17 protein-coding genes, 2 tRNA genes and 1 pseudogene are annotated in these 22,760 nt (G+C 61.1%); 19 read left to right on the top strand and 1 reads right to left on the bottom strand.

Translation table 11 applies throughout. The features are described from left to right. The first annotated feature begins 39 nt into the window (after positions 1–39). From RQI28_RS19485 to RQI28_RS19395, 19 genes are all read left to right on the top strand, one after another. Positions 40–115: transfer RNA gene (locus tag RQI28_RS19485), tRNA-Trp, on the top strand. A gap of 89 nt (positions 116–204) precedes the next feature. Continuing rightward, positions 205–588, top strand: coding sequence for a preprotein translocase subunit SecE (gene secE, locus RQI28_RS19480; protein ID WP_311224310.1), 384 nt, complete (start codon positions 205–207; stop codon positions 586–588). After that, positions 588–1,181, top strand: coding sequence for a transcription termination/antitermination protein NusG (gene nusG, locus RQI28_RS19475; RefSeq protein WP_311224309.1), 594 nt, complete (start codon positions 588–590; stop codon positions 1,179–1,181). Before secE ends, nusG begins: the two co-directional genes overlap by 1 nt. A 121-nt stretch (positions 1,182–1,302) precedes the next feature. Further along, positions 1,303–1,734, top strand: a complete 432-nt coding sequence (gene rplK / locus RQI28_RS19470; protein ID WP_311224308.1) for a 50S ribosomal protein L11 — start codon at positions 1,303–1,305, stop codon at positions 1,732–1,734. A 1-nt stretch (position 1,735) separates the two neighbouring features. Then, positions 1,736–2,431 (top strand): 50S ribosomal protein L1, encoded by a 696-nt coding sequence (rplA, locus tag RQI28_RS19465; RefSeq protein WP_311224307.1) that lies wholly within the window; start codon positions 1,736–1,738, stop codon positions 2,429–2,431. Positions 2,432–2,666: 235 nt separating this feature from the next. After that, on the top strand, positions 2,667–3,191 hold the full coding sequence (gene rplJ, locus RQI28_RS19460; protein WP_311224306.1) for a 50S ribosomal protein L10: 525 nt from the start codon (positions 2,667–2,669) through the stop codon (positions 3,189–3,191). Positions 3,192–3,230: 39 nt separating this feature from the next. Beyond that, entirely contained in the window at positions 3,231–3,608 is a 378-nt protein-coding gene (rplL, locus tag RQI28_RS19455; protein WP_311224305.1) for a 50S ribosomal protein L7/L12, read from the top strand. A 280-nt stretch (positions 3,609–3,888) separates the two neighbouring features. Continuing rightward, a complete protein-coding gene (gene rpoB, locus RQI28_RS19450) occupies positions 3,889–8,013 on the top strand; it encodes a DNA-directed RNA polymerase subunit beta (RefSeq protein ID WP_311224304.1) in 4,125 nt (1,374 codons plus the stop codon). A gap of 17 nt (positions 8,014–8,030) precedes the next feature. Next, positions 8,031–12,266, top strand: coding sequence for a DNA-directed RNA polymerase subunit beta' (rpoC, locus tag RQI28_RS19445; protein ID WP_311224303.1), 4,236 nt, complete (start codon positions 8,031–8,033; stop codon positions 12,264–12,266). 162 nt (positions 12,267–12,428) lie between these two features. Beyond that, on the top strand, positions 12,429–12,998 hold the full coding sequence (locus RQI28_RS19440) for a LemA family protein (RefSeq protein ID WP_311224302.1): 570 nt from the start codon (positions 12,429–12,431) through the stop codon (positions 12,996–12,998). A gap of 29 nt (positions 12,999–13,027) precedes the next feature. Then, positions 13,028–14,410, top strand: a complete 1,383-nt coding sequence (gene rsmB, locus RQI28_RS19435) for a 16S rRNA (cytosine(967)-C(5))-methyltransferase RsmB (RefSeq protein ID WP_311224301.1) — start codon at positions 13,028–13,030, stop codon at positions 14,408–14,410. Between the two features lie 4 nt (positions 14,411–14,414). Beyond that, complete coding sequence (locus RQI28_RS19430) at positions 14,415–15,038, top strand: DUF4390 domain-containing protein (protein WP_311231114.1); 624 nt, start codon at positions 14,415–14,417, stop codon at positions 15,036–15,038. Further along, on the top strand, positions 15,035–17,332 hold the full coding sequence (locus RQI28_RS19425) for an ATP-binding protein (protein WP_311224300.1): 2,298 nt from the start codon (positions 15,035–15,037) through the stop codon (positions 17,330–17,332). The genes RQI28_RS19430 and RQI28_RS19425 overlap by 4 nt, the downstream gene beginning before the upstream one ends. Before the next feature lie 37 nt (positions 17,333–17,369). After that, positions 17,370–18,095, top strand: a complete 726-nt coding sequence (locus tag RQI28_RS19420; RefSeq protein WP_311224299.1) for a response regulator — start codon at positions 17,370–17,372, stop codon at positions 18,093–18,095. 81 nt (positions 18,096–18,176) lie between these two features. Further along, positions 18,177–18,252, top strand: a tRNA-Phe gene (locus RQI28_RS19415). Between the two features lie 175 nt (positions 18,253–18,427). After that, positions 18,428–19,738, top strand: a complete 1,311-nt coding sequence (locus tag RQI28_RS19410) for a phage integrase central domain-containing protein (RefSeq protein WP_311224298.1) — start codon at positions 18,428–18,430, stop codon at positions 19,736–19,738. Positions 19,739–19,833: 95 nt separating this feature from the next. Next, complete coding sequence (locus RQI28_RS19405; protein ID WP_311224297.1) at positions 19,834–20,130, top strand: DNA-binding protein; 297 nt, start codon at positions 19,834–19,836, stop codon at positions 20,128–20,130. A 1-nt stretch (position 20,131) separates the two neighbouring features. Further along, complete coding sequence (locus tag RQI28_RS19400) at positions 20,132–20,455, top strand: helix-turn-helix domain-containing protein (protein WP_311224296.1); 324 nt, start codon at positions 20,132–20,134, stop codon at positions 20,453–20,455. A 123-nt stretch (positions 20,456–20,578) separates the two neighbouring features. Then, positions 20,579–20,698: a type II toxin-antitoxin system ParD family antitoxin gene (locus RQI28_RS19395; protein WP_311224295.1), complete on the top strand. Its 120-nt coding sequence runs from the start codon at positions 20,579–20,581 to the stop codon at positions 20,696–20,698. A gap of 98 nt (positions 20,699–20,796) precedes the next feature. Here the strand turns inward: RQI28_RS19395 and RQI28_RS19390 are convergent. Then, positions 20,797–22,760: pseudogene (locus tag RQI28_RS19390) on the bottom strand (hypothetical protein); the annotation flags it as partial.

Raw genomic sequence — 22,760 nt, 5'->3', positions numbered from 1 at the left:
CGGCGTCGTGGCTAAGGTCATTGCTTAATTGAGAGACGAAGGGGTATAGCTCAATTGGCAGAGCGTCGGTCTCCAAAACCGAAGGTTGTAGGTTCGATTCCTACTGCCCCTGCCATCTGAAGTGGCAACAAAAAAGCCCGCCAGACTCTGGCGGGCTTCGGCGTCTTCTGGATGTCGAAAGTCGAAGTAAGAAAATAGTCGGATATGGCCACTACACAAGTTGAAACTGTTAGTACCGGTGCGGACAAGGCAAAGCTTGTGGCCGTTGTTTTGCTGGTGATCGCGTCGATTGGCGGATTTTATTTGCTTGCCAAACAGGGCGCGCTAGTTCAATGGATTGCGTTGTTGTTGGGGCTAGCTGCTGCGGTCGGCGTTTTTCTTGTGTCGGAGCCTGGCAAGCAGTTCATCGGCTTTGCCCGAGACGCATGGCGCGAAGTCAAGAAGGTGGTGTGGCCAACCCGCAAAGAGACACTGCAGATGACGGCGTACGTGTTCGTTTTCGTGGTGATCATGGCGCTATTCCTGTGGTTTACGGACAAAACTCTTGAGTGGGTTTTGTATGACTTGGTCTTGGGATGGAGAAAGTAATGACAGATGCTGTGGAAGTCGGCGAAGCTGGCGATCTCAAAAATACGGCATCTGCCAACCCTGATCTGCGTTGGTACATCGTCCACGCTTATTCCGGAATGGAAAAGGCCGTAGAGCGCAACATCGTGGAGCGTATCGGCCGTGCAGGCATGACGGACAAGTTTGGCCGCATCCTCGTCCCCACCGAAGAAGTGGTGGAGATGAAAAACGGTCAGCGAAAGACGACTGAACGTCGCTTGTTTCCAGGCTACGTTTTTGTCGAGATGGTCATGGACGACGATACGTGGCACTTGGTCAAGCATACGAACAAGGTTACTGGCTTTGTGGGTGGGGCAAAAAACCGTCCTGCTCCGATCTCTGAAGAAGAAGTTCAGAAGATCGTTAGCCAGATGCAGGAAGGCACAGAAAAGCCGCGCCATAAAGTGGAGTTCATGGTGGGCGAACTGGTGCGTGTCAAAGAGGGTCCTTTCACGGACTTCAATGGCTCCGTCGAAGAAGTTAATTACGAGAAGAGTCGCGTTCGCGTTTCTGTAATGATTTTTGGTCGCTCCACTCCGGTGGAGTTGGAGTTCTCTCAGGTCGAAAAAACCTGATTTTCGGTTTTTGGGTGTTGCGCGTTTCGACTCAGTGCAGCACTTTGGATGACGAGTCGTTAATCCCGGGGAGCCTGAATTGCTTAAGCAATTGGGCGTTATGACCCGCAAGGAGTAAACCATGGCGAAAAAAATCGTCGGTTTTGTCAAGCTGCAAGTGCCAGCTGGTAAGGCCAACCCATCCCCACCGATTGGCCCAGCACTCGGTCAACGTGGTCTCAACATCATGGAGTTCTGCAAGGCATTCAATGCTCAGACCCAGGGTGTTGAGCCAGGTCTGCCGCTGCCGGTGGTCATTACGGCTTTCGCAGACAAGAGCTTCACCTTCATCATCAAGACGCCGCCTGCGACGACTTTGATCAAGAAGGCCATCAAGCTCGACAAGGGCTCTGCGAATGCGTTGAGCACCAAGGTTGGCAAGATCACGCGCGAACAGCTCGAAGAAATCGCCAAGACCAAAATGAAAGACATGAACGCTGCTGATGTTGCTGCCGCTGTGCGCACTTTGGCTGGCTCTGCACGCTCGATGGGCGTGACGGTGGAGGGTTTGTAATATGGCCAAGCTGACCAAGAAACAAAAAGCCCTGCAAGGCAAGGTCGACAGCGTCAAGCTGTACCCATTCGCTGAAGCCGTTGTGCTGGTGAAGGAGGCTGCTACGGCCAAGTTTGACGAGTCCATCGATGTGGCTGTCCAACTCGGCATCGATGCCAAGAAGTCCGATCAAGTTGTTCGTGGTGCTGTAGTGCTGCCTAACGGCACCGGCAAAACGACGCGCGTGGCTGTGTTCGCTCAAGGTGCCAAGGCTGAAGAAGCCAAGGCCGCTGGCGCTGACATCGTCGGCATGGACGACCTGGCTGCCATGGTCAAGGCTGGCGACATGCCTTTCGACATCGTGATTGCTGCCCCGGATGCCATGCGTGTTGTGGGTACCCTGGGTCAAATCCTGGGCCCACGCGGCTTGATGCCTAACCCCAAGGTTGGCACTGTGACGCCTGACGTCGCTACCGCTGTGAAGAATGCGAAGGCAGGTCAAGTGCAGTTCCGCGTCGACAAGGCTGGCATCGTGCACAGCACGATTGGTCGCCGTTCGTTTGACAACGACAAGCTGCAGGGCAACTTGGCTGCACTGATCGAGGCCCTGACCAAGGCCAAGCCTGCAACCAGCAAGGGTGTCTACCTGCGCAAGGTGGCAGTGTCTTCCACGATGGGCCTGGGTGTCCGAGTGGATACGCAGACCATCGCAGCGTAATTGCAAGAAATCTTCGAACTGGTCTAAGGGCAAGTTCGATGTGGTGGGCTGCGGCTGCTTCGGTAGTCGCAGGCCATCCAAGACCGTTGGTGCGTGAGTCGGTCACGCTTAAAGCCCCGTGTGATGCCAACGCAGATGGCGATCCCGCTGCAGATGGAAATTTCCTGAACAGTTGGTCGCTGCAACAAGAGCGTGCACAAGGCCTTTGCCGAGTGCGCATTTTAAGGAGTAGACCTTGAGTCTTAATCGCAGTGAGAAAGAAGCGGTCATCAGTGAAGTGACCAGCCTCGCCGCTAAAGCTCAAACGCTTGTGATCGCGGAATACCGCGGCATCACGGTCGCTGACATGACCAAACTGCGTTCCGATGCTCGCAGCAAGGGCGTGAACCTGAGTGTTCTGAAGAACACGCTGGCTCGCCGTGCTGTGGCCGGTAGCGCGTTTGACGTGGTAGCGGACCAGATGACCGGTCCTCTGATCTACGGCTTCTCTGAAGACGCTGTGGCCGCCGCAAAGGTGGTGGCCGATTTCGCGAAGACCAACGACAAGTTGGTGATTCGTGGTGGCGCCTTTGGTGGTAAGGCCCTGGACGTGAACGGCGTGAAGCAACTGGCCAACATCCCTTCCAAGGAAGTGTTGCTGGCACAGGTGTGTGGCTTGTTGATGTCGCCTATTTCGCGTACGGCCATTGTGCTGGGCGCCTTGGCGGCAAAGAAGGGCGAAGGCTCGGCCGAGCCTGCAGCCGAAGCAGTCGCAGCCTGAGCGCGCGGCAGTTAACCAACTAATTGTTAGGAAATCAAAATGGCATTCGATAAAGACGCATTCTTGACCGCGCTGGACAGCATGACGGTTCTGGAACTCAATGACCTGGTCAAGGCCATTGAAGAAAAGTTTGGCGTGAGCGCAGCAGCCATGGCTGCTCCAGCTGCCGGCGGCGGTGGCGGCGGCGCTGCAGCTGCTGAAGAGAAGACTGAATTCAACGTGGTGCTGCTCGAAGCTGGCGCCAATAAGGTTTCGGTCATCAAGGCTGTGCGTGAAATCACCGGCCTGGGTCTCAAGGAAGCCAAGGATCTGGTTGACGGCGCTCCAAAGAACGTCAAGGAAGCTATCGCTAAGGCCGACGCCGAAGCAGCAGTCAAGAAGCTGGTGGAAGCCGGCGCCAAGGCCGAACTCAAGTAATTCGGCTTATTGCCAAGGCTGGGGGCTCCACAAGGGCTCCCAGCCTTTGGCGCTTATGGAACATGTGTCCAGAGCACACCAGAAAGCGGCGGCCTCGGCGGTCGCTTTCTAGTGTCTTCTGATCCCCCCGACAGCAGAAGACGCCTTGGTTCGGGTGATGTGCAACGCATCGCCGTCCGCCATGGTTGGTAGTGGCCAACCGCCAAGCTTGCAAGGAATGCGCCCTTGCAGGTCAGTAGTCGTCGAAGACCCAGGACTCATGTCTTTGCCCGGAGATCTCATGGCCCCAACATCCACGTACAGCTATACCGAACGCAAGCGGATTCGCAAGAGTTTCGGCAGCCGCGATAGCGTGCTCGAAGTGCCTTACTTGCTGCAGATGCAAAAGGATGCCTACACCGCATTCCTGCAGTCTGACAAAGCCCCTCAGAAACGCACCATCGAAGGCTTGCAAGCTGCCTTCAACGCGGCGTTCCCTATCGTCTCGCACAATGGTTTTGTCGAGATGAAGTTCGTCGAGTACAACTTGGCGAAACCCGCTTTCGATGTGCGCGAGTGCCAGACCCGTGGTCTGACGTTCGCCTCCGCAGTGCGGGCGAAAGTCCAGCTGATCATCTACGACCGTGAATCTTCCACGTCGCAATCCAAGGTGGTCAAGGAAGTGAAGGAGCAAGAGGTCTACATGGGCGAAGTGCCCTTGATGACCGACAAGGGTTCCTTCATCATCAACGGTACCGAGCGCGTGATCGTCTCGCAGCTGCACCGTTCGCCTGGTGTGTTCTTCGAACACGACAAGGGCAAGACCCACAGCTCCGGCAAGTTGCTGTTTTCGGCCCGGATCATTCCTTACCGTGGCTCTTGGCTGGACTTCGAATTCGATCCGAAAGACATCCTGTACTTCCGCGTGGACCGTCGCCGCAAGATGCCGGTGACGATCTTGCTGAAGGCGATTGGCCTGAATCCAGAGTCCATCTTGGCGAACTTCTTCGTCAACGATAACTTCCGCCTGATGGACAGTGGTGCGCAGATGGAATTTGTCGCTGACCGCCTGAAGGGCGAAGTGGCACGCTTTGACATCACCGACAAGTCGGGCAAAGTCGTCGTGGCCAAGGACAAGCGGATCACCGTGCGTCATACCCGTGAGCTGGAGCAATCCGGCACCACGCACATCAGCGTTCCTGAAGACTTCCTGATCGGTCGCGTCGTTGCGCGCAACGTGGTTGATGGCGACACCGGCGAAATCGTAGCCAAGTCCAACGAAGAGCTGACCGAAGCGCTGCTGAAGAAGCTGCGTTCGTCCGGCGTACAGGACCTGCAGGTCATCTACACGAACGAACTCGACCAAGGCGCCTACATTTCGCAGACGCTGCGGATTGACGAGACCGTAGACGAATTCGCCGCACGTGTGGCCATCTATCGCATGATGCGTCCTGGCGAGCCGCCAACCGAAGACGCGGTGCAGGCCCTGTTCCAGCGTCTCTTCTACAACCCCGACACGTACGACCTGTCGCGCGTTGGCCGTATGAAGTTCAACGCCAAAATTGGTCGTGACGAGTCGACCGGTCCTATGGTGCTGTCCAACGAAGACATCTTGGCCGTGGTCAAGATCCTGGTGGATCTGCGCAACGGCAAGGGTGAAGTCGATGACATCGATCACCTGGGCAATCGCCGCGTGCGCTGCGTGGGCGAGCTGGCCGAAAACCAGTACCGTACCGGCTTGGCGCGTATTGAGAAGGCTGTGAAGGAGCGTCTGGGTCAGGCAGAGCAAGAGCCGCTGATGCCGCACGACCTGATCAACAGCAAGCCGATCTCGGCCGCGCTGAAGGAATTTTTCGGTGCGTCGCAGTTGTCTCAGTTCATGGACCAGACCAACCCGCTGGCCGAAATCACCCACAAGCGCCGCGTATCGGCCCTTGGCCCGGGTGGTTTGACCCGCGAGCGTGCTGGCTTCGAAGTGCGCGACGTGCACGTGACCCATTACGGCCGCGTCTGCCCTATCGAAACGCCTGAAGGCCCGAATATCGGCCTGATCAACTCGCTGGCTTTGTACGCCCGCCTGAACGAATACGGCTTCATCGAAACGCCGTACCGCCGGGTGGTCGACAGCAAGGTAACGATGCAGATCGATTACCTGTCGGCCATCGAAGAAGGCAAGTACGTCATTGCACAGGCCAACGCCACGCTGGATCAGGACGGCCGCTTGACGGGCGACCTCGTGTCTGCCCGTGAAAAGGGTGAGTCCACCCTGCTGAGCGCTGACCGTGTTCAATACATGGATGTGTCGCCTGCGCAGATCGTGTCGGTGGCTGCTTCGCTCGTGCCCTTCCTGGAGCACGACGATGCCAACCGCGCACTGATGGGCGCCAACATGTCGCGTCAGGCCGTGCCCGTGCTGCGTCCCGAAAAGCCGATGGTCGGCACCGGTATCGAGCGCGTCGCCGCTGTGGACTCCGGCACGGTGGTCACCGCCACCCGTGGCGGCATCGTGGACTACGTGGACGCCACGCGCATCGTGGTCCGCGTGAATGACGCGGAAGCCCTGGCCGGTGAAGTGGGTGTGGACATCTACAACCTCATCAAATATCAGCGTTCCAACCAGAACACCAACATCCATCAGCGCCCTATCGTGAGCAAGGGCGATGTGCTGGCCAAGGGTGACGTGATCGCCGACGGTGCTTCCACCGATCTGGGCGAAATCGCCATCGGCCAGAACATGCTGATCGCGTTCATGCCCTGGAACGGCTACAACTTTGAAGATTCGATCCTGATCTCAGAGCGTGTCGTCTCTGAAGACCGCTACACCTCGATCCATATCGAAGAGCTGGTAGTGATGGCTCGCGACACGAAGCTGGGTGCGGAAGAAATCACGCGCGACATTCCGAACCTCTCGGAACAGCAGCTGAACCGTCTGGATGAATCCGGCATCATCTACGTGGGCGCGGAAGTGTCCCCTGGCGATACGCTGGTAGGCAAAGTCACGCCCAAGGGTGAGACCACGCTGACACCTGAAGAGAAGCTGCTGCGCGCCATCTTCGGCGAAAAGGCGTCCGACGTAAAGGACACCTCGTTGCGTGTGGATCAAGGCTCGCAAGGCACCGTGATCGACGTGCAGGTGTTCACCCGCGAAGGCATCCAGCGCGATAAGCGCGCCCAGCAGATCATCGACGATGAACTCAAGCGCTTCCGCCTGGACCTGAACGATCAGCTGCGCATCGTGGAAGCCGACGCGTTCGACCGTATCGAAAAGCTGTTGACCGGCCGCGTGGCCAACGGTGGCCCGCAAAAGTTGGGCAAGGGCACCAAGCTCGACAAGGCCTACCTGGCTTCCGTCGAGAAGTTCCACTGGTTCGACATCCGTCCTGCAGAAGACGAAGTGGCAACGCAACTCGAGTCCATCAAGAACTCGCTGGAGCAAACCCGCCACAGCTTCGACCTGGCTTTTGAAGAAAAGCGCAAGAAGCTCACGCAAGGCGACGAGCTGCCAGCCGGCGTGCTGAAGATGGTCAAGGTGTACTTGGCCGTCAAGCGTCGCCTGCAGCCTGGCGACAAGATGGCCGGCCGTCACGGCAACAAGGGCGTGGTGTCCAAGATCGTTCCGGTCGAAGACATGCCCTACATGGCTGATGGCACACCTGCCGACATCGTGCTGAACCCGCTGGGCGTGCCTTCGCGCATGAACATCGGTCAGGTGCTCGAAGTGCATTTGGGCTGGGCCGGCAAGGGCATTGGCCAGCGCATCGGCAACATGCTGCAAGAGCAGGCCAAGGCTGCGGACATGCGCAAGTTCCTCGAAGAGGTATACAACTCGCGCGGCCGCACGGAAGACCTGAAGCAACTCAGCGACGATGAGGTGATGGCCATGGCGGCCAACCTGACGAATGGCGTGCCTTACGCCACGCCGGTGTTCGATGGTGCTTCGGAAGAAGAGATCAAGGACATGCTCAAGATCGCCTACCCGGACGATATCGCCGAGCGCAAGGGCCTCACGCCCACGCGCACGCAGGCGTTCTTGTACGACGGCCGCACGGGTGACCGCTTCGAGCGCCCGACGACCATCGGCTACATGCACTATCTGAAGCTGCACCATTTGGTGGACGACAAGATGCATGCGCGCTCCACCGGCCCGTACTCGCTAGTCACGCAACAGCCGCTGGGCGGCAAGGCCCAGTTCGGTGGCCAGCGTTTCGGGGAAATGGAAGTGTGGGCGCTGGAGGCTTACGGCGCTGCTTACGTGCTGCAAGAAATGCTGACCGTGAAGTCCGATGACGTGGTGGGCCGCACCAAGGTGTACGAATCCATCGTCAAGGGCGAACACGCCATCGAGGCAGGGATGCCCGAATCGTTCAATGTGCTGGTCAAGGAAATTCGTTCCTTGGGCCTGGACATCGAACTTGAACGTTCTTAATCGAAGGGACTAGGTTTATGAAGTCACTACTCGACCTGTTCAAGCAATTCACGCCGGACGAGCATTTCGATGCCATCCGCATCGGCATGGCATCGCCCGAAAAGATCCGTTCGTGGTCTTTCGGCGAAGTCAAGAAGCCAGAAACCATCAACTACCGCACGTTCAAGCCCGAGCGTGACGGCTTGTTCTGCGCCAAGATCTTCGGTCCCATCAAGGATTACGAGTGCCTGTGCGGGAAGTACAAGCGCCTGAAGCACCGTGGCGTCATCTGCGAGAAGTGCGGCGTTGAAGTCACGCAGACCAAGGTGCGTCGCGAACGCATGGGCCATATCGATCTGGCCGCGCCCTGCGCGCACATTTGGTTCCTGAAGTCGCTGCCGTCGCGTCTGGGCTTGGTGCTCGACATGACGCTGCGGGACATCGAACGCGTGCTGTATTTCGAAGCCTACGTAGTCACCGACCCTGGCATGACCCCGCTCAAGAAGTTCGGGATCATGTCCGAGGACGACTTCGACGCGAAGCGCAAGGAATATGGCGACGAATTCATCGCCAAGATGGGCGCTGAAGGCATCAAGGACCTGCTCGAATCCATCGACATCGATCTGGAAATCGAAAAACTGCGTGGCGACTTGACCGGCTCCGAAGTCAAGGTCAAGAAGAACGCCAAGCGCCTGAAGGTGCTGGAAGCGTTCAAGAAGTCCGGCATCAAGCCCAACTGGATGGTGCTCGACGTGCTGCCTGTGCTGCCACCGGACCTGCGTCCGCTGGTGCCGCTGGACGGTGGCCGCTTCGCGACCTCCGATCTGAACGACCTGTATCGCCGCGTCATCAACCGCAATTCGCGTCTGCGCCGACTGCTGGAGCTGAAGGCGCCTGAAATCATCGCGCGCAACGAAAAGCGGATGTTGCAGGAAGCCGTCGACTCGTTGCTGGACAACGGCCGCCGTGGCAAGGCCATGACGGGCGCCAACAAGCGTGCTCTGAAGTCGCTGGCCGACATGATCAAGGGCAAGTCGGGTCGTTTCCGCCAGAACTTGCTGGGCAAGCGCGTGGACTACTCCGGTCGTTCAGTGATCACTGTGGGCCCAACGCTCAAGCTGCACCAGTGCGGCCTGCCGAAGCTGATGGCTCTGGAGCTGTTCAAGCCCTTCATCTTCTCGCGCCTGGAAGCCATGGGCATTGCGACCACGATCAAGGCTGCCAAGAAGGAAGTCGAATCCGGCACGCCGGTGGTCTGGGACATCCTGGAAGAGGTCATCAAGGAACATCCCGTGATGCTGAACCGTGCACCTACGCTGCACCGTTTGGGTATCCAGGCCTTTGAGCCCATCCTGATCGAAGGCAAGGCGATCCAGTTGCACCCACTCGTATGCGCGGCCTTCAACGCCGACTTCGACGGTGACCAGATGGCCGTTCACGTGCCGCTGTCGGTGGAAGCGCAGATGGAAGCCCGCACACTGATGCTGGCCTCCAACAACGTGCTGTTCCCCGCTTCCGGCGAGCCCTCCATCGTCCCGTCGCAAGACGTGGTGCTGGGCCTCTACCACGCAACCCGCGACAAGATCAACGGCAAGGGCGAAGGCATGGTCTTCGCCGACACCGGTGAAGTGCTGCGCGCGCTGGACGCCAGCGAGGTCGAACTGGCTACGCGCATTACCGTGCGACTGACGGAATATTCCAAGGACAAAGCTACGGGCGAGTTCGTGCCTGAGACCAAGCTCGTGGAAACCACCGTGGGCCGTTCGCTGCTGTCCGAAATCCTGCCCAAGGGCCTTCCTTTCAGCAACATCAACAAGGCGTTGAAGAAGAAGGAAATCTCCAAGCTCATCAACGTGAGCTTCCGCAAGTGCGGCCTGAAAGAAACCGTGGTGTTCGCAGACAAGCTGCTGCAAAACGGTTTCCGCCTGGCCACGCGTGCCGGTATCTCCATCGCCATTGACGACATGCTGGTGCCGCCGCAAAAGCCCGGCATCATCGAGCGCGCCGAAAAGGAAGTGAAGGAGATCCAGCAGCAGTACGTCTCCGGTCTGGTGACCGCTGGCGAGCGTTACAACAAGGTGGTGGACATCTGGGGCAAGGCCGGCGACGAAGTCTCCAAGGTCATGATGGCCCGGCTCTCCAAAGAGAAGGTCATCGACCGCCACGGCAACGAAGTGGACCAGGAGTCCTTCAACTCCATCTACATGATGGCCGACTCGGGTGCCCGGGGTTCTGCAGCGCAGATTCGCCAAGTGGCCGGCATGCGGGGCCTGATGGCCAAGCCTGACGGCTCGATCATCGAGACGCCTATCACCGCGAACTTCCGCGAAGGTCTGAACGTGCTGGAGTACTTCATCTCCACCCACGGTGCCCGTAAGGGTCTGGCCGACACGGCGCTGAAGACCGCCAACTCCGGCTACCTCACCCGCCGTCTGGTGGATGTGACGCAGGATCTGGTGGTGACCGAAGAAGATTGCGGCACCTCCAACGGTTCGCTGATGCGCGCCATCGTCGAAGGCGGTGAAGTGATCGAATCGCTGCGCGACCGCGTGCTGGGTCGCACCACGGCCGAAGAAGTGCTGCACCCGGAAACCCGTGCCGTGCTGCGTACGGCTGGCGAAGTGCTCGACGAAGACATGCTCGAAGAGCTGGAAGCCGCTGGTGTGGACGAAGTGAAGGTGCGTACCGCGCTGACCTGCGAAACCCGCTATGGCCTGTGCGCCAAGTGCTATGGCCGCGACTTGGGCCGTGGCGGCTTGATCAACCTCGGCGAAGCCGTCGGTGTGATCGCTGCCCAGTCCATCGGCGAGCCCGGCACGCAGCTGACCATGCGTACGTTCCACATCGGTGGCGCCGCTTCGCGCGCTGCCATCGCATCGAGCGTGGAAGCCAAGTCCAACGGCGTGATCAGCTTCAACGCCACCATGCGTTACGTGAGCAACACCAAGGGCGAGCTGGTCGTCATCGCGCGTTCGGGCGAAATCGTCATCCATGACGAGCACGGCCGTGAGCGCGAACGCCACAAGGTGCCGTACGGCGCCGCGCTGGCGGTGAAGGCTGACCAGACGGTCAAGGCCGGCACCATCCTCGCCAATTGGGATCCGCTGACGCGCCCGATCATCACGGAATTCGCAGGTCAGGTGAAGTTCGAGAACGTCGAGGAAGGCCTCACCGTTGCCAAGCAGGTGGACGATGTGACGGGTCTGTCCACGCTGGTCGTGATCGATCCGAAGCGCCGTGGCTCCGCCAAAGTGGTGCGTCCTCAGGTCAAGCTGATCGATGCGCAAGGCCAGGAAGTGAAGATCCCTGGCACTGACCACTCCGTGACCATCGGCTTCCAGATCGGCTCGCTGATCCAGGTGCGCGACGGCCAGGACGTGGGCCCCGGTGAAGTGTTGGCGCGTATTCCGGTCGAAGGCCAGAAGACCCGCGACATTACCGGCGGTTTGCCCCGCGTGGCCGAGCTGTTCGAAGCCCGCTCGCCCAAGGACAAGGGCATGCTGGCCGAGATCACCGGTACCGTGTCGTTCGGCAAGGAAACCAAGGGCAAGGTGCGCTTGCAGATCACCGATCCGGACGGCAAGGTCTGGGACGAACTGATCCCCAAGGAAAAGAACGTGCTGGTGCACGAAGGCCAGGTGGTCAACAAGGGCGAGTCCGTGGTGGACGGCCCGGCCGATCCGCAGGACATCCTGCGCTTGCTGGGTATCGAAGAGCTGGCGCGCTACATCGTCGATGAAGTGCAGGACGTGTACCGCTTGCAAGGCGTGAAGATCAACGACAAGCACATCGAGGTGATCGTTCGCCAGATGCTGCGCCGCGTCGTGGTGGAAGCGTCGGGCGAGTCCAGCTACATCGCCGGCGAACAGGTCGAGCGCTCGGAAATCCTCAACACCAACGAACGTCTGCAGGGCGAGGGCAAGATTCCCGCGACCTACACCAACGTGCTGCTGGGGATTACCAAGGCGTCGCTGTCCACCGACTCGTTCATCTCGGCTGCGTCGTTCCAGGAAACAACCCGCGTGCTCACCGAGGCTGCCATCATGGGCAAGCGCGACGAGCTGCGTGGCCTGAAGGAAAACGTGATCGTGGGTCGCCTGATCCCGGCTGGTACGGGCATGGCCTACCACCAGGCACGCAAGGCCAAGGACGCCATGGACGACGCCGAGCGCCGCGCCATTGCCGACTCCGAAGCGGCCGAGCTGAGTGCCTCCAGCGGCGAAGAAACTGCCGAGATCGACGGCGCTGCAACAGGTGGCTCCGCGGCTGAATAAGCCGGCAGGACTCACCGTCCGCTCGTAAAAGCTCCCGCCCTGTCGGCATTCGGCAGGTCGGGAGCTTTTTTATGGGCACTCTCCCCCGGCTTCCATGCCGCTTCATTTCATACTGTTTTCTCAGCCACGCCGTGATCGCAAGATGCGGCGAGGCTTGCCGCCATGCTGACTACCTGGATTTCTCTGGCCGTGATGTTGTTCTGGGCCGTTGGCGCCTACAACCGGCTGGTGCGCCTGCGCTCTGCCGCTATCCAGGCATTTGGCGGCCTGGACGCGCACCTGGTGCGCACGATCACGATGCTGGGCGAATACGAAGCCACCCTGTTGCCCGAGCGCGACCCGTCCGACGCGCGCGCTGCGCTGTGGGCGGCGACGACACAGTTCGGTGCGTCGCTGGCCGTGGCGCGCTCGCGGCCGCTCGATGCGCAAGCTGCAGCCGCGCTGTCCACCGCCGATCAGGTACTCGACGCGGCCTGGCAGGCCGTGGTGCGATCGGCAGCCAGCGGCGTGCCGCCAGCCAGGGATGCAGATGCATTGGGCGCCGACGAACCGGTCAGGCAGGACGATGTCTTGGCAGCTTGGTCCATTCGGCGCGACCAGCATGTCGCGCACAACGCCGTGGCCCGGCAACAGTTCAACGACGCCGTGGCGCAGTACAACCGCGCCATCGCACAATTTCCCGCCAATGTTCTGGCGTGGCTGTTCGGCTTTCAAAAAGCCCGCCCGCTGTAACGATGGCTTTGCTTTGAAGATTGCTTTCCATGACCACTGACCACGCAGGTGCCGCATCGCGCCCTGACGACCAGGCCGCGCTCGGCCCGCCGCTCTGGAAGCTGCTGCACGCCACGGCCGATGCCCTGCAGGCGGTGCGCTCCGGCCAGTCGGGCACGGCGGCGCTCACGGCGGTGGCGCCGGCGCTGCGGCCCGGGGTGCAGGCCTTGCTGTTCCAGACGCTGCGCCATTTGGGGCGCGCCCAGGCGCTGCGCCGGCAACTGGCGCCGCGCAATCCGCCACCGCCGGTCGACGCGCTGCTGTGCACCGGGCTGGCGCTGGCGTGGAACCCGCATGAAGCGCCGTACGAACCCTTCACACTGGTGAACCAGGCAGTAGAGGCCGCCAAGCGCCATCCAGCCACCAAGGCGCAGGCGGCTTTCGTCAACGCCTGCCTGCGCCGGTTCCTGCGCGAGCGCGACGCCTGCGTGGCCGCTACGGACGCCGACCCCGTCGCGCGTTGGAACCATCCGACGTGGTGGATCGAGCAACTGCGCAAGGACCACCCGCAGGACTGGGAGCACATCCTGCGTGCCAACAATGCGCATGCACCGATGACACTGCGGATTTCCAAGCAAAAAAGCACTCCAGCGCAATATATACAAGCGCTTTCAGCTATTAATTTAATAGCAAAAGCGGTGGGTGCCGATGGCGTGGAGCTGGACCAGCCGCAGCCGGTGCAGCAACTGCCCGGCTTCGCCGATGGCGTGATGTCGGTGCAAGACGCCGCGGCGCAGCAGGCCGCGCCGCTGCTGCTTCAAGGGCTCGATCTGTCCGCCCCGCTGCGCGTGCTGGACGCCTGTGCCGCCCCTGGCGGTAAGACGGCGCACCTGCTGGAATGCCAGCCGCCCGGCGCCGCCTGGCATGTCACCGCGCTGGAAATCGACGCCACGCGCGCCGAACGCATCCACGACACATTGCGTCGCCTGCAATTGGAAGCGCAGGTGCTGATCGCCGATGCCGCCCAGCCGGACGACTGGTGGCCCCAGAGCGGCGGTGAGCGGTTCGACGCCATCTTGCTAGACGCGCCCTGCACCGCATCGGGCATCGTCCGCCGCCACCCCGACGTCCGCTGGCTGCGCCGCGCGTCTGACATCCCCCAGCTTGCGGCTTTGCAGGCGCGGTTGCTGGCGACCCTGTGGCCGCTGGTCAAACCAGGCGGGCGGCTGCTGTACTGCACGTGCTCGGTGTTCCGTGCAGAGGGCGATGCGCAGGTCAGATCGTTCCTTCAGCGCAACACAGATGCCCGCCTCATGCCGTCGCCTGGGCATTTAATTCCCGGCAGACCGGACAAGGCCGCCGCCGTCCGAGACAATCCGCCGGGTGACCACGACGGATTCTTCTACGCTCTTCTCCACAAAGCCCCGGCCTGACGGCATGTGCCGGCCGCTGGTGCGCTGGTGGCTGGGGCTGTTGATGGCAGCCGTGCTGACGTGGCTGGCTGTCCCGGCGCCCGTCCGGGCGCAGTCGGCCGTGCCTGGCGCCGTTGCGGATCTGCAGCTGGACGCCAACCCCGACGGTGTTTTTCTCTCGGCCTACATGGAGTTCGAGCTACCCGCGCTGGCCGAAGAGGCGCTTCACAAGGGCATCTCGATGTACTTCGTTGCCGAAGCCGAGGTGGTGCGCGAGCGCTGGTATTGGTACGACAAGCCCGTGGCCCACGCCGTGCGGCATCTGCGGCTCAGCTACCAGCCCCTGACACGGCGCTGGCGCCTGAACCAGTCCGCAGCGCCTTTCAGCGGCACGGGGCTGGGCGTGGCGCTGGGCCAGACGTTTGAAGAGCTGGCCGATGCGATCTCTGCCATGCAGCGCATCGCCCGCTGGAAAATTGCCGAACCCGGCACGCTGGAGGTAGGTACCCCGCACGTGGTGCACTACCAGTTCAGGCTCGACATGTCGCAGCTGCCCAGGCCTTTCCAGATCGGCGCCATGGGGCGTTCGGGCTGGTCGCTGTCGATGTCGCGCAGCGCTGAACTGACGGTCGCAGAGCCCGCCCGATGACGCCATCCCCGGAAGGCTCTCCTCCGTCCGCTCGATCTCGCGCCGCTCGCCAGGCGCGCGCCGTGCGCTGGGTGGTCGGCGTAGGTGCCGCCGTCATGAGCGCCATCGGCCTGGTGCTGATGTTCCTGCTGACGCTGGCCACCAACAACCGTGCGCTGTACGAGCGCAACTATGCGTGGCTGCTGGGCGTGAATGCGTTCGTGGCGCTGCTGCTGCTGGCCATCCTGTTGTGGGTGTCGGTGCGGCTCGTCATTCGCCTCAGGCGCGGGCGCTTCGGCAGCCGCCTGCTGGTCAAGCTGGCGGGCATTTTCGCGGTCGTGGGGCTGATTCCCGGGCTGGTGATCTACGGCGTTTCTTACCAGTTCGTGTCGCGCTCGATCGAAAGCTGGTTCGACGTGAAGGTCGAAGGCGCGCTGTTGGCCGGGGTGAACCTGGCGCGCGTCACCCTCGACACCCTGGCCAGCGACCTCGCCAACAAGACGCGTGCCGTCAGCGCCCCGCTCGCATCGGTGCCTGACGCCGCGGCCGGCCTGGTGCTGGAGCGCGTGCGCGACCAATTGGGCGCCGACGACGTCGTGCTATGGAGTGCGTCGGGCCAGTTCGTGGCCAGCGCCGGGCAATCGCGCTTCAGCCTGAACCCGGAGCGGCCCAGCTCGCAGCAGTTTCGCAACGCGCGCCAGCAGCGGCTGACGTTCCAGATCGAGGGGCTGGAAGACCTCGTCGACCCGGCGGGGGCCGACAAGGTGCGAGTGAAAGCGCTGGTCGCCGTGGATAACCCCACCGTCGGCGTGCTGGCCGAGCCGCGCTACCTGCAAGCGACGCTGCCGCTGCCGTCTGCACTGGTCGCCAACGCCATCACGGTGCAAGAGGCTAATCGCGAATATCAAGAGCGTGCCCTGGCGCGTGGCGGGCTGCGGCGCATGTACATCGGCACGCTCACGCTCAGCCTGTTCCTGGCGGTGTTTGGCGCCGTGCTGCTGGCGGTGCTGCTGGGCAATCAGCTGGCGCGGCCGCTGCTGCTGCTGGCCGAAGGTGTGCGCGAGGTGGCGGCCGGGAACCTGAGCCCCAAGACCGCATTGCAAAGCAAGGACGAGCTGAGCGGCCTTACTCGGTCCTTTGCCATGATGACCCAGCAGTTGGCCGACGCCCGCGGCGCCGTCGAGCAGAGCATGGAGGAGGTCAATGCATCACGAGCCAATCTGCAGACCATTCTGGACAACCTGACCGCCGGTGTCGTCGTACTGGACGAACAAGGCACCATCGTCTCGTCCAACCCCGGTGCCACACGCATCCTGCGCGCGCCCATGGCTGCCTTTGAAGGCCGGCGCATGGCAGAGGTGCCTGGCCTGGAAGAGTTTGCAGCGGCCGTGCAGGCGCAGTTCGACGTCTTTCTGGGCGACCGCGACCACCACAGCCTGGATCACTGGCAGCATTCCTTCGCGCTGCACGCGCCCGGCGGCGGCGTGGTGCCCAACGGCACCAGCCTGGTCGCACGCGGGGCTGAGCTGCCTGACACTTCTCGACTGCTGGTGTTCGACGACATCTCTGAAATCGTATCGGCCCAGCGTGCCCAGGCCTGGGGTGAAGTCGCCCGCCGGCTGGCGCATGAAATCAAGAACCCGCTGACGCCCATCCAACTTTCGGCCGAGCGACTAGAGATGAAGCTGTCAGGCAAGCTGGCAGGCCCTGAACAAGCGGTGCTCACCAAGTCCGTCAAGACCATCGTCGATCAGGTGGACGCCATGAAGCGCCTGGTCAACGAATTCCGGGACTATGCGCGACTGCCAGCCGCCGAACTGCAGCAGCTTGACTTGAATGCCTTGGTCGCCGATGTGCTGCAGCTGTACGGCGAAGAGAACGCTCGCGTACGCGTTGAGGCTGATCTGGACGTGCGCGGCCCATCGATTGCCGGCGACGCACAGCAGCTGCGGCAAGTGGTGCACAACCTGCTGCAGAACGCGCAGGACGCGACCGAGCAGGCGTGCGAGCAGGCCGGCGCCCCACAACCCTGGCCGGCCATCCGCATCACCACACGCTGGAGCGAATCATCCAAACGCGTGCGGCTGGCCGTGCTGGACCACGGAAGCGGCTTTCCGGCGCACATCCTGCAGCGCGCTTTCGAGCCCTACGTGACCACCAAGCCCCGCGGCACTGGCCTGGGCCTGGCCGTGGTCAAGAAGATCGCCGACGAACATGGCGCACGCATCGACCTGCTCAACCGCATGGACGACGGTGTGGTGATGGGGGCACAAGTCTCGCTATCATTCGCGACTGAACACGCGGTGGCGATTTAGCAACACGCTGCAGCACAAACAAGGCGCATTGAAGGACATGGCAAACATTCTGGTGGTGGACGACGAACTGGGCATCCGGGATCTGCTGTCCGAAATCCTCAACGACGAAGGCCACAGCGTCGACTTGGCCGAAAACGCCACACAGGCCCGCGCGGCCCGTGCGGCGCACGGCTACGACCTGGTGCTGCTCGACATCTGGATGCCCGATACCGACGGCGTTTCGCTGCTCAAGGAGTGGGCCACAGCCGGCACCTTGACCATGCCCGTGATCATGATGAGCGGCCACGCCACCATCGATACGGCCGTAGAGGCCACACGCATCGGCGCATTCTCGTTCCTTGAAAAGCCCATCACGCTGCAAAAGCTGCTCAAGGCCGTGGAGCAGGGCCTGGCTCGCAGCGCCAACCAGTCGCCCCCCGGCACCGCGCAAGCTCCGCTCGCGCCCGCCGCTAATTCGCCCGGCCGCATCGCAGAGAGCAGTGGCTCTGCATCGGCGCCAGCCGCAGTCGTGCACGCTGGCCCCTCATCCGCACCAGTCGTCGCCGCCGAGCCGGCCGGCCCGCAATCGCGCCAAGGTTTCGACCTGGATCGCCCGCTGCGCGAAGCTCGGGATGGTTTCGAAAAGGCGTACTTCGAATTCCACCTGGCCCGGGAAGGCGGCTCCATGACGCGCGTTGCCGAAAAGACTGGCCTGGAGCGAACCCACCTATACCGCAAGCTGCGCCAGCTGGGCGTAGACCTGGGGCGCGGCAAGCGCGCCTAACGGCCCAAGTGAGGACGGCCACGCAAGAAAAACTGAAGAGTCGCTGAAGCGCTGTTTTTCCTGGCTATAATTCAAGGCTCAGGCCCGGTAGCTCAGTCGGTAGAGCAGAGGATTGAAAATCCTTGTGTCGGCGGTTCGATTCCGTCCCAGGCCACCATCTCTTCTACGCCTAGTCCCTCCCGACTAGGCGTTTTCGTTTGTGTGACAAGGACTTAGCTCCAAATCGTCGCTCAGAACGTCTCAGGTCGTTCCGTTACATCCCCGATTTGCCCGTACCCCGAGCCGTACCCTAGAGTCGTTTCATCGAAAACGGCCTCTGGGGGTACGGGATCATGGGACAGCTGAGCGAAACGCAGGTCAAGGGCATTAAGCCGGGCTCGAAGGAGTTCTTCCTCAACGACGGGGGCAACCTCTTCCTGCGCGTACGGGATACCGGGAAGGCCTGGATCTATCGCTACGAGAAGGATGGCAAGACCGTAAAACTCGGACTGGGTCCGTACCCCGCCGTGACGCTTGCACAGGCCCGTGCCAAGGCCTACGAGGCCAACAGCCTGCGCGCCGACGGGCAGGACCTCAAGGAAGTCCGTCGGCAGAAGGAAGAGCAGGAACGAACCGCGCGCTTGAATACCTTCGAATTGCTGGCGCGTGCCTGGGTTGCCGGCGCAAAGAAGGATCGTGAGTGGTCGAACGGCTACGCCGAGAAGGTCATCCGGCACCTGGAGATCCATGTCTTTCCCTGGGTCGGCGATCGGCCCATCGACTCGATAGCGCCGACAGAGATCGTGCGATGCCTGCACCGGATCAAGGACCGCGGCAACTTGGAGACTGCGCAGCGCGTCCGCGAGGCCGTGCAGCACGTCTACCAGTACGCGGTGGACGTTGGTGCCCTGGAGCCGGCCAAGAACTTCGTCAACAAGCGCACTGGGGGTCTTCCATCGCCGCGCAGCCGCCACTACGCGGCGATCACCGACCCAGGGCAACTTGGACAACTGCTCCGCGACATTCGCGACTACAACGGCGCCTTTATCACGCGTTGCGCCCTGCGGCTTGCACCCATGATCTTCCAGCGGCCTGGCCAACTGCGCCTTGCAGAATGGGAGGACATCAACCTCGACCGCGAACTCTGGCGATGCCCGCCTGAGAAGATGAAGCTGCGCGAATGGCAGAAACGTGACGTCCGCACGCCAGCACACTTGGTGCCATTGCCGCGCCAAGCGACTGCGCTGCTGCAGGATCTCTACCCGCTGACCGGCCCGACAGGTCCGGTCTTCCGCAGCATGTCGCGCCGCTCAGAGAAAAGTCGCTACATCAGCGACAACACCATCAATGCCGCGCTGCGCACCATGGGCTACGACACGAAGGAGCAGATCACCGGCCATGGTTTCCGTGCCACCGCCCGCACCATGATCCGCGAGCACCTAGGCTGGGACTCCGACGTCATCGAGCGCCATCTGGCGCACGTGTCCGACGAGGAGTTGGGCGGTAGCTACGACCGTACGACCTTCCTGGTCCAGCGCAAGACGATGGTGCAGCAGTGGGCCGACTTCCTGGACGAACTGGAGGCCGGCTGGATGCCTGTGCAGGAGGGGGCCAACGTGCTGCAGTTCGTGAGGTCACCAAGCCCTCCAGCCAGGCGTGCTTGATGCATCGCCTTTGCTGATGCGGGCAAACCTTGAGATTCGGGCTTCAACCGGAGATTCACGTGACTACGGGATTCCCGTATAATTCAGGCGGAGCGATGCGTATCGTTGTCGAAACTCCGACCTTCCAGAAACAGGCCGAAAAAGTGTGGTCGGAAGATGAGCGATTGGCCTTCATCGACTGGATCGCAGCCAACCCACTGGCGGGGGACGTGGTTCCAGGTGCGGACGGTGCGCGGAAAGTGCGCTGGGCGCGCGCCGGGTCGGGCAAGTCGAGCGGAGCAAGGGTGATCTACTTCAACTTCACCGAGGAAGAGATCGTATTGTTGGTGGCGGTGTACGCCAAGGCGGAGCGCGGGAATATGGCTCCCTCGGAGATCAGAAAGGCGGTGTGACGTGGGCATCAGGAAGATCGACATCGAAGTCGTGGCAAGGGCCATCGAGGCCGATGCGGGCGAGCTGCTGCCTGACCTGCGCCAGGCATTGAAGGAAGCCAAGGAGGGGATGGGGCGCGTGACCACCCCTGAGCAAATCCTGGTGCGCCAGGCGCGACAAAAGACCGGATTGACGCAGGCCGATTTTGCCGAACGCATCGGCACACCCGTGGCTACTTTGCGCGATTGGGAGCAGGGCCGGTTCTCGCCGCCGGGGGCGGCATTGAAGCTGCTGCTACTCATCGAGAAGCATCCCGAACTGTCCGTCGAATTGGCGGTCGCTTGAGAGCCAATGGATCGTTCTAAAGACTCGGCGAGGGTCGGTCGCGTGCTGCGAGTTTGGCGCTCGAGGGCCGTTAGGATCGGACCGAAAGTGCATCCATGACCAAAACCTTCGTTGGCGGTGGTCATGTCGATCGAAACAAACGCGCTCATCCGGCGGGCGGTGCAGGACGGCGAATACGCGTCGGCTAGCAAAGTGGTACGGGAAGCCCTGCGTGGATGGAAGATGCGGCGGCAGTTGATGTAAGCCTAAGCGTGTGCGTTCCCGACTGTCTAGCCAAGGCTGCGAGGTGGGCTCTAGTTAGCACGCACAGGCCGATACAGGAAGCCAAGCGACCCATGTGATCAGGTTCGGGGGAACAAAGGCTTCCATGGCCGTTCCTGGACCGTACCCCCTGACCAGAAGATCGGCAGCGTGTTGTTTGGCGTGGTGTTGTAAAACACGATCAGCGCGCCCATGTCGCCGTGTCCGAGCGGGTAGCTCGGTGACAGTTCGCGCCCAATCTGCTGAAGGATGTCCTGCGCGAATGCCCGCTCGCCCGGTGTGTCAAAGATGCCCGCCTCTTCATTGCAGGCCCTTAGCTCGTCCCCAAAAACGTGGGCGACCAGCACGGGAATTCCAGGAAACTCAGCTTTGACTGCCTCTATCGCGTCGGGGAACGCATACATCAGGAAGAGGCACAGACGCCCTTCCGAAACGTAGCGCTCCCAGTGTTCTGCAGACACCTTTGCACGCGCCTTATTCAGGCCGCCAACAAGCGTCTGCCCCGTCCCAGCGAAGTCGTCTACGATTGCTACGAAGCCCTCTTTGTCCGCGTTGGCGCGCATCCAGGTATCCAAGTCGCTTGCTGAGGCACACTTGCCCGCCTGCATCCGCGTCTTCATGTCGCGAGCCATGGTCGCGCCGCTCTTGTGGTCAACATCAAGGTATCCGATGGCGAGGTTGGTCCGTCGGTTCTTGACAATCGTCCACGTACCGGTGCCAGTCGCAACCCGCCTAGCTACGATCATCTCGTCTACCTTCGCTAGCATGTTGGCGCGCATGCCTTCGGTGATGAACCCTTGTTCTGATATGCGCTTCAGCAACAGATATGCAGTTTCAATACGGGTGTCGTCATCAAACTGCCGGAGCCACTGCTTGATCTCAGCAACGTCCTTCTGCTTACCGCAGTAGGTCAGCTTCTGAGCCACAGCCAGCAGATCGTCTTCGCTGATGGGAAATGCCGCATCAGCGACATCTAGAAGTGCAGTCGGAGTCGCGTCGTCGACAAGGACGGTACGCTCCAATTCTCGATGGCTTATCCAGATAGGAATCAGCTTCGAACGAGCATTCTCACCAAGCCACTCTCGGAATATCTGCAACGAGATGACTTGGTCATCATCGCCAGTGCGCTCAGACAGAACGCCGCGCTTGTGCAACCTGGCGCATGCCCTTCGCAACTCGGCCGCGCTTGCTCGGTCTTCGGTGGCTATGGGCAAGCCTACCTGGGCCTCAAGCAACTCCTCAAAGGCCTCGAATCGACCACCAAGCGCGGAAATGCACGCAAGCGCAATGCAGTTCTCAGCGGCTTCGCGCCGCTTGTCACGGATGTCCAGCACGGGGTTGTCTTCCCACAAGTGCGCGAAATTCGTAGCGCCCAGGGACCTAAACAGTTGATGACGTACCGCAGAGGTGTCGTTTGCGTCAATGAACGTTCGATGCTCTTGCAAACTTCGCTGGAAAAGCTGGTAACAGAAATTGTGGATGTAGAACGGGTTGCCCGCCGTGTAGTCGACGATGAAATCAACAGCCGTGGCATCGAATTCAATGGCACCTTCGACAGGCTTGCGAATCAATGCTTGGCAGTCCGCACGGTTTTCAATCCTGTCGCGTTGCACGTTCGTCCACTTGTTTAGGTCCGCCTGATGGCGCTCAAATATTGCATCCATCCTCTCACTGCCCACAAAAAAGAACGTCAGGCCGGCCTCCGAAGCGGAACGCAGTCCCTTCATGAACTGGCGCCCGCGCTCTCCCGTATAGAACCCGGGGTCGAGATCATCGAACTCGTCGATGATGACGACGAACTTGTGGTGCTCTAGCTTCTCTGAGAGCCGCTCAACAAATGGGACTAGCAGGCTGATGCCGGCCCCAAACTCCGCTTCTTGAGGAACTTCAATCTTGAGGTCAGCTTTATCTGCCAAGCGGCGCGCGATACGGTGCGCGAGTTGCCCTTCGTGAAGTGCTGTCAGTTCGCCCATGCGAAGCAAGATGCAGGTAGTGTCCGATCTGGTCGAGAGTTTCGCAGCAAAGACCTGCAAGAGTGAGGTCT

This window comes from Acidovorax sp. WCS2018Noco2-16, assembly GCF_031843945.1.
Lineage (GTDB): Bacteria > Pseudomonadota > Gammaproteobacteria > Burkholderiales > Burkholderiaceae_C > Paracidovorax.
This window is presented reverse-complemented; position numbering and strand designations above follow the sequence as displayed.

What these genes read in the sequence shown, in the direction of transcription:
- RQI28_RS19405 (WP_311224297.1), top strand. Translation starts at nt 19,834, where the DNA reads ATGCGTATCGTTGTCGAAACTCCGACCTTCCAGAAACAGGCCGAAAAA.
- RQI28_RS19430 (WP_311231114.1), top strand. Translation starts at nt 14,415, where the DNA reads ATGTGCCGGCCGCTGGTGCGCTGGTGGCTGGGGCTGTTGATGGCAGCC.
- rpoC (WP_311224303.1), top strand. Translation starts at nt 8,031, where the DNA reads ATGAAGTCACTACTCGACCTGTTCAAGCAATTCACGCCGGACGAGCAT.
- rplL (WP_311224305.1), top strand. Translation starts at nt 3,231, where the DNA reads ATGGCATTCGATAAAGACGCATTCTTGACCGCGCTGGACAGCATGACG.
- nusG (WP_311224309.1), top strand. Translation starts at nt 588, where the DNA reads ATGACAGATGCTGTGGAAGTCGGCGAAGCTGGCGATCTCAAAAATACG.
- rsmB (WP_311224301.1), top strand. Translation starts at nt 13,028, where the DNA reads ATGACCACTGACCACGCAGGTGCCGCATCGCGCCCTGACGACCAGGCC.
- rpoB (WP_311224304.1), top strand. Translation starts at nt 3,889, where the DNA reads ATGGCCCCAACATCCACGTACAGCTATACCGAACGCAAGCGGATTCGC.
- RQI28_RS19395 (WP_311224295.1), top strand. Translation starts at nt 20,579, where the DNA reads ATGTCGATCGAAACAAACGCGCTCATCCGGCGGGCGGTGCAGGACGGC.
- secE (WP_311224310.1), top strand. Translation starts at nt 205, where the DNA reads ATGGCCACTACACAAGTTGAAACTGTTAGTACCGGTGCGGACAAGGCA.
- rplK (WP_311224308.1), top strand. Translation starts at nt 1,303, where the DNA reads ATGGCGAAAAAAATCGTCGGTTTTGTCAAGCTGCAAGTGCCAGCTGGT.
- RQI28_RS19440 (WP_311224302.1), top strand. Translation starts at nt 12,429, where the DNA reads ATGCTGACTACCTGGATTTCTCTGGCCGTGATGTTGTTCTGGGCCGTT.
- RQI28_RS19420 (WP_311224299.1), top strand. Translation starts at nt 17,370, where the DNA reads ATGGCAAACATTCTGGTGGTGGACGACGAACTGGGCATCCGGGATCTG.
- RQI28_RS19425 (WP_311224300.1), top strand. Translation starts at nt 15,035, where the DNA reads ATGACGCCATCCCCGGAAGGCTCTCCTCCGTCCGCTCGATCTCGCGCC.
- rplA (WP_311224307.1), top strand. Translation starts at nt 1,736, where the DNA reads ATGGCCAAGCTGACCAAGAAACAAAAAGCCCTGCAAGGCAAGGTCGAC.
- RQI28_RS19410 (WP_311224298.1), top strand. Translation starts at nt 18,428, where the DNA reads ATGGGACAGCTGAGCGAAACGCAGGTCAAGGGCATTAAGCCGGGCTCG.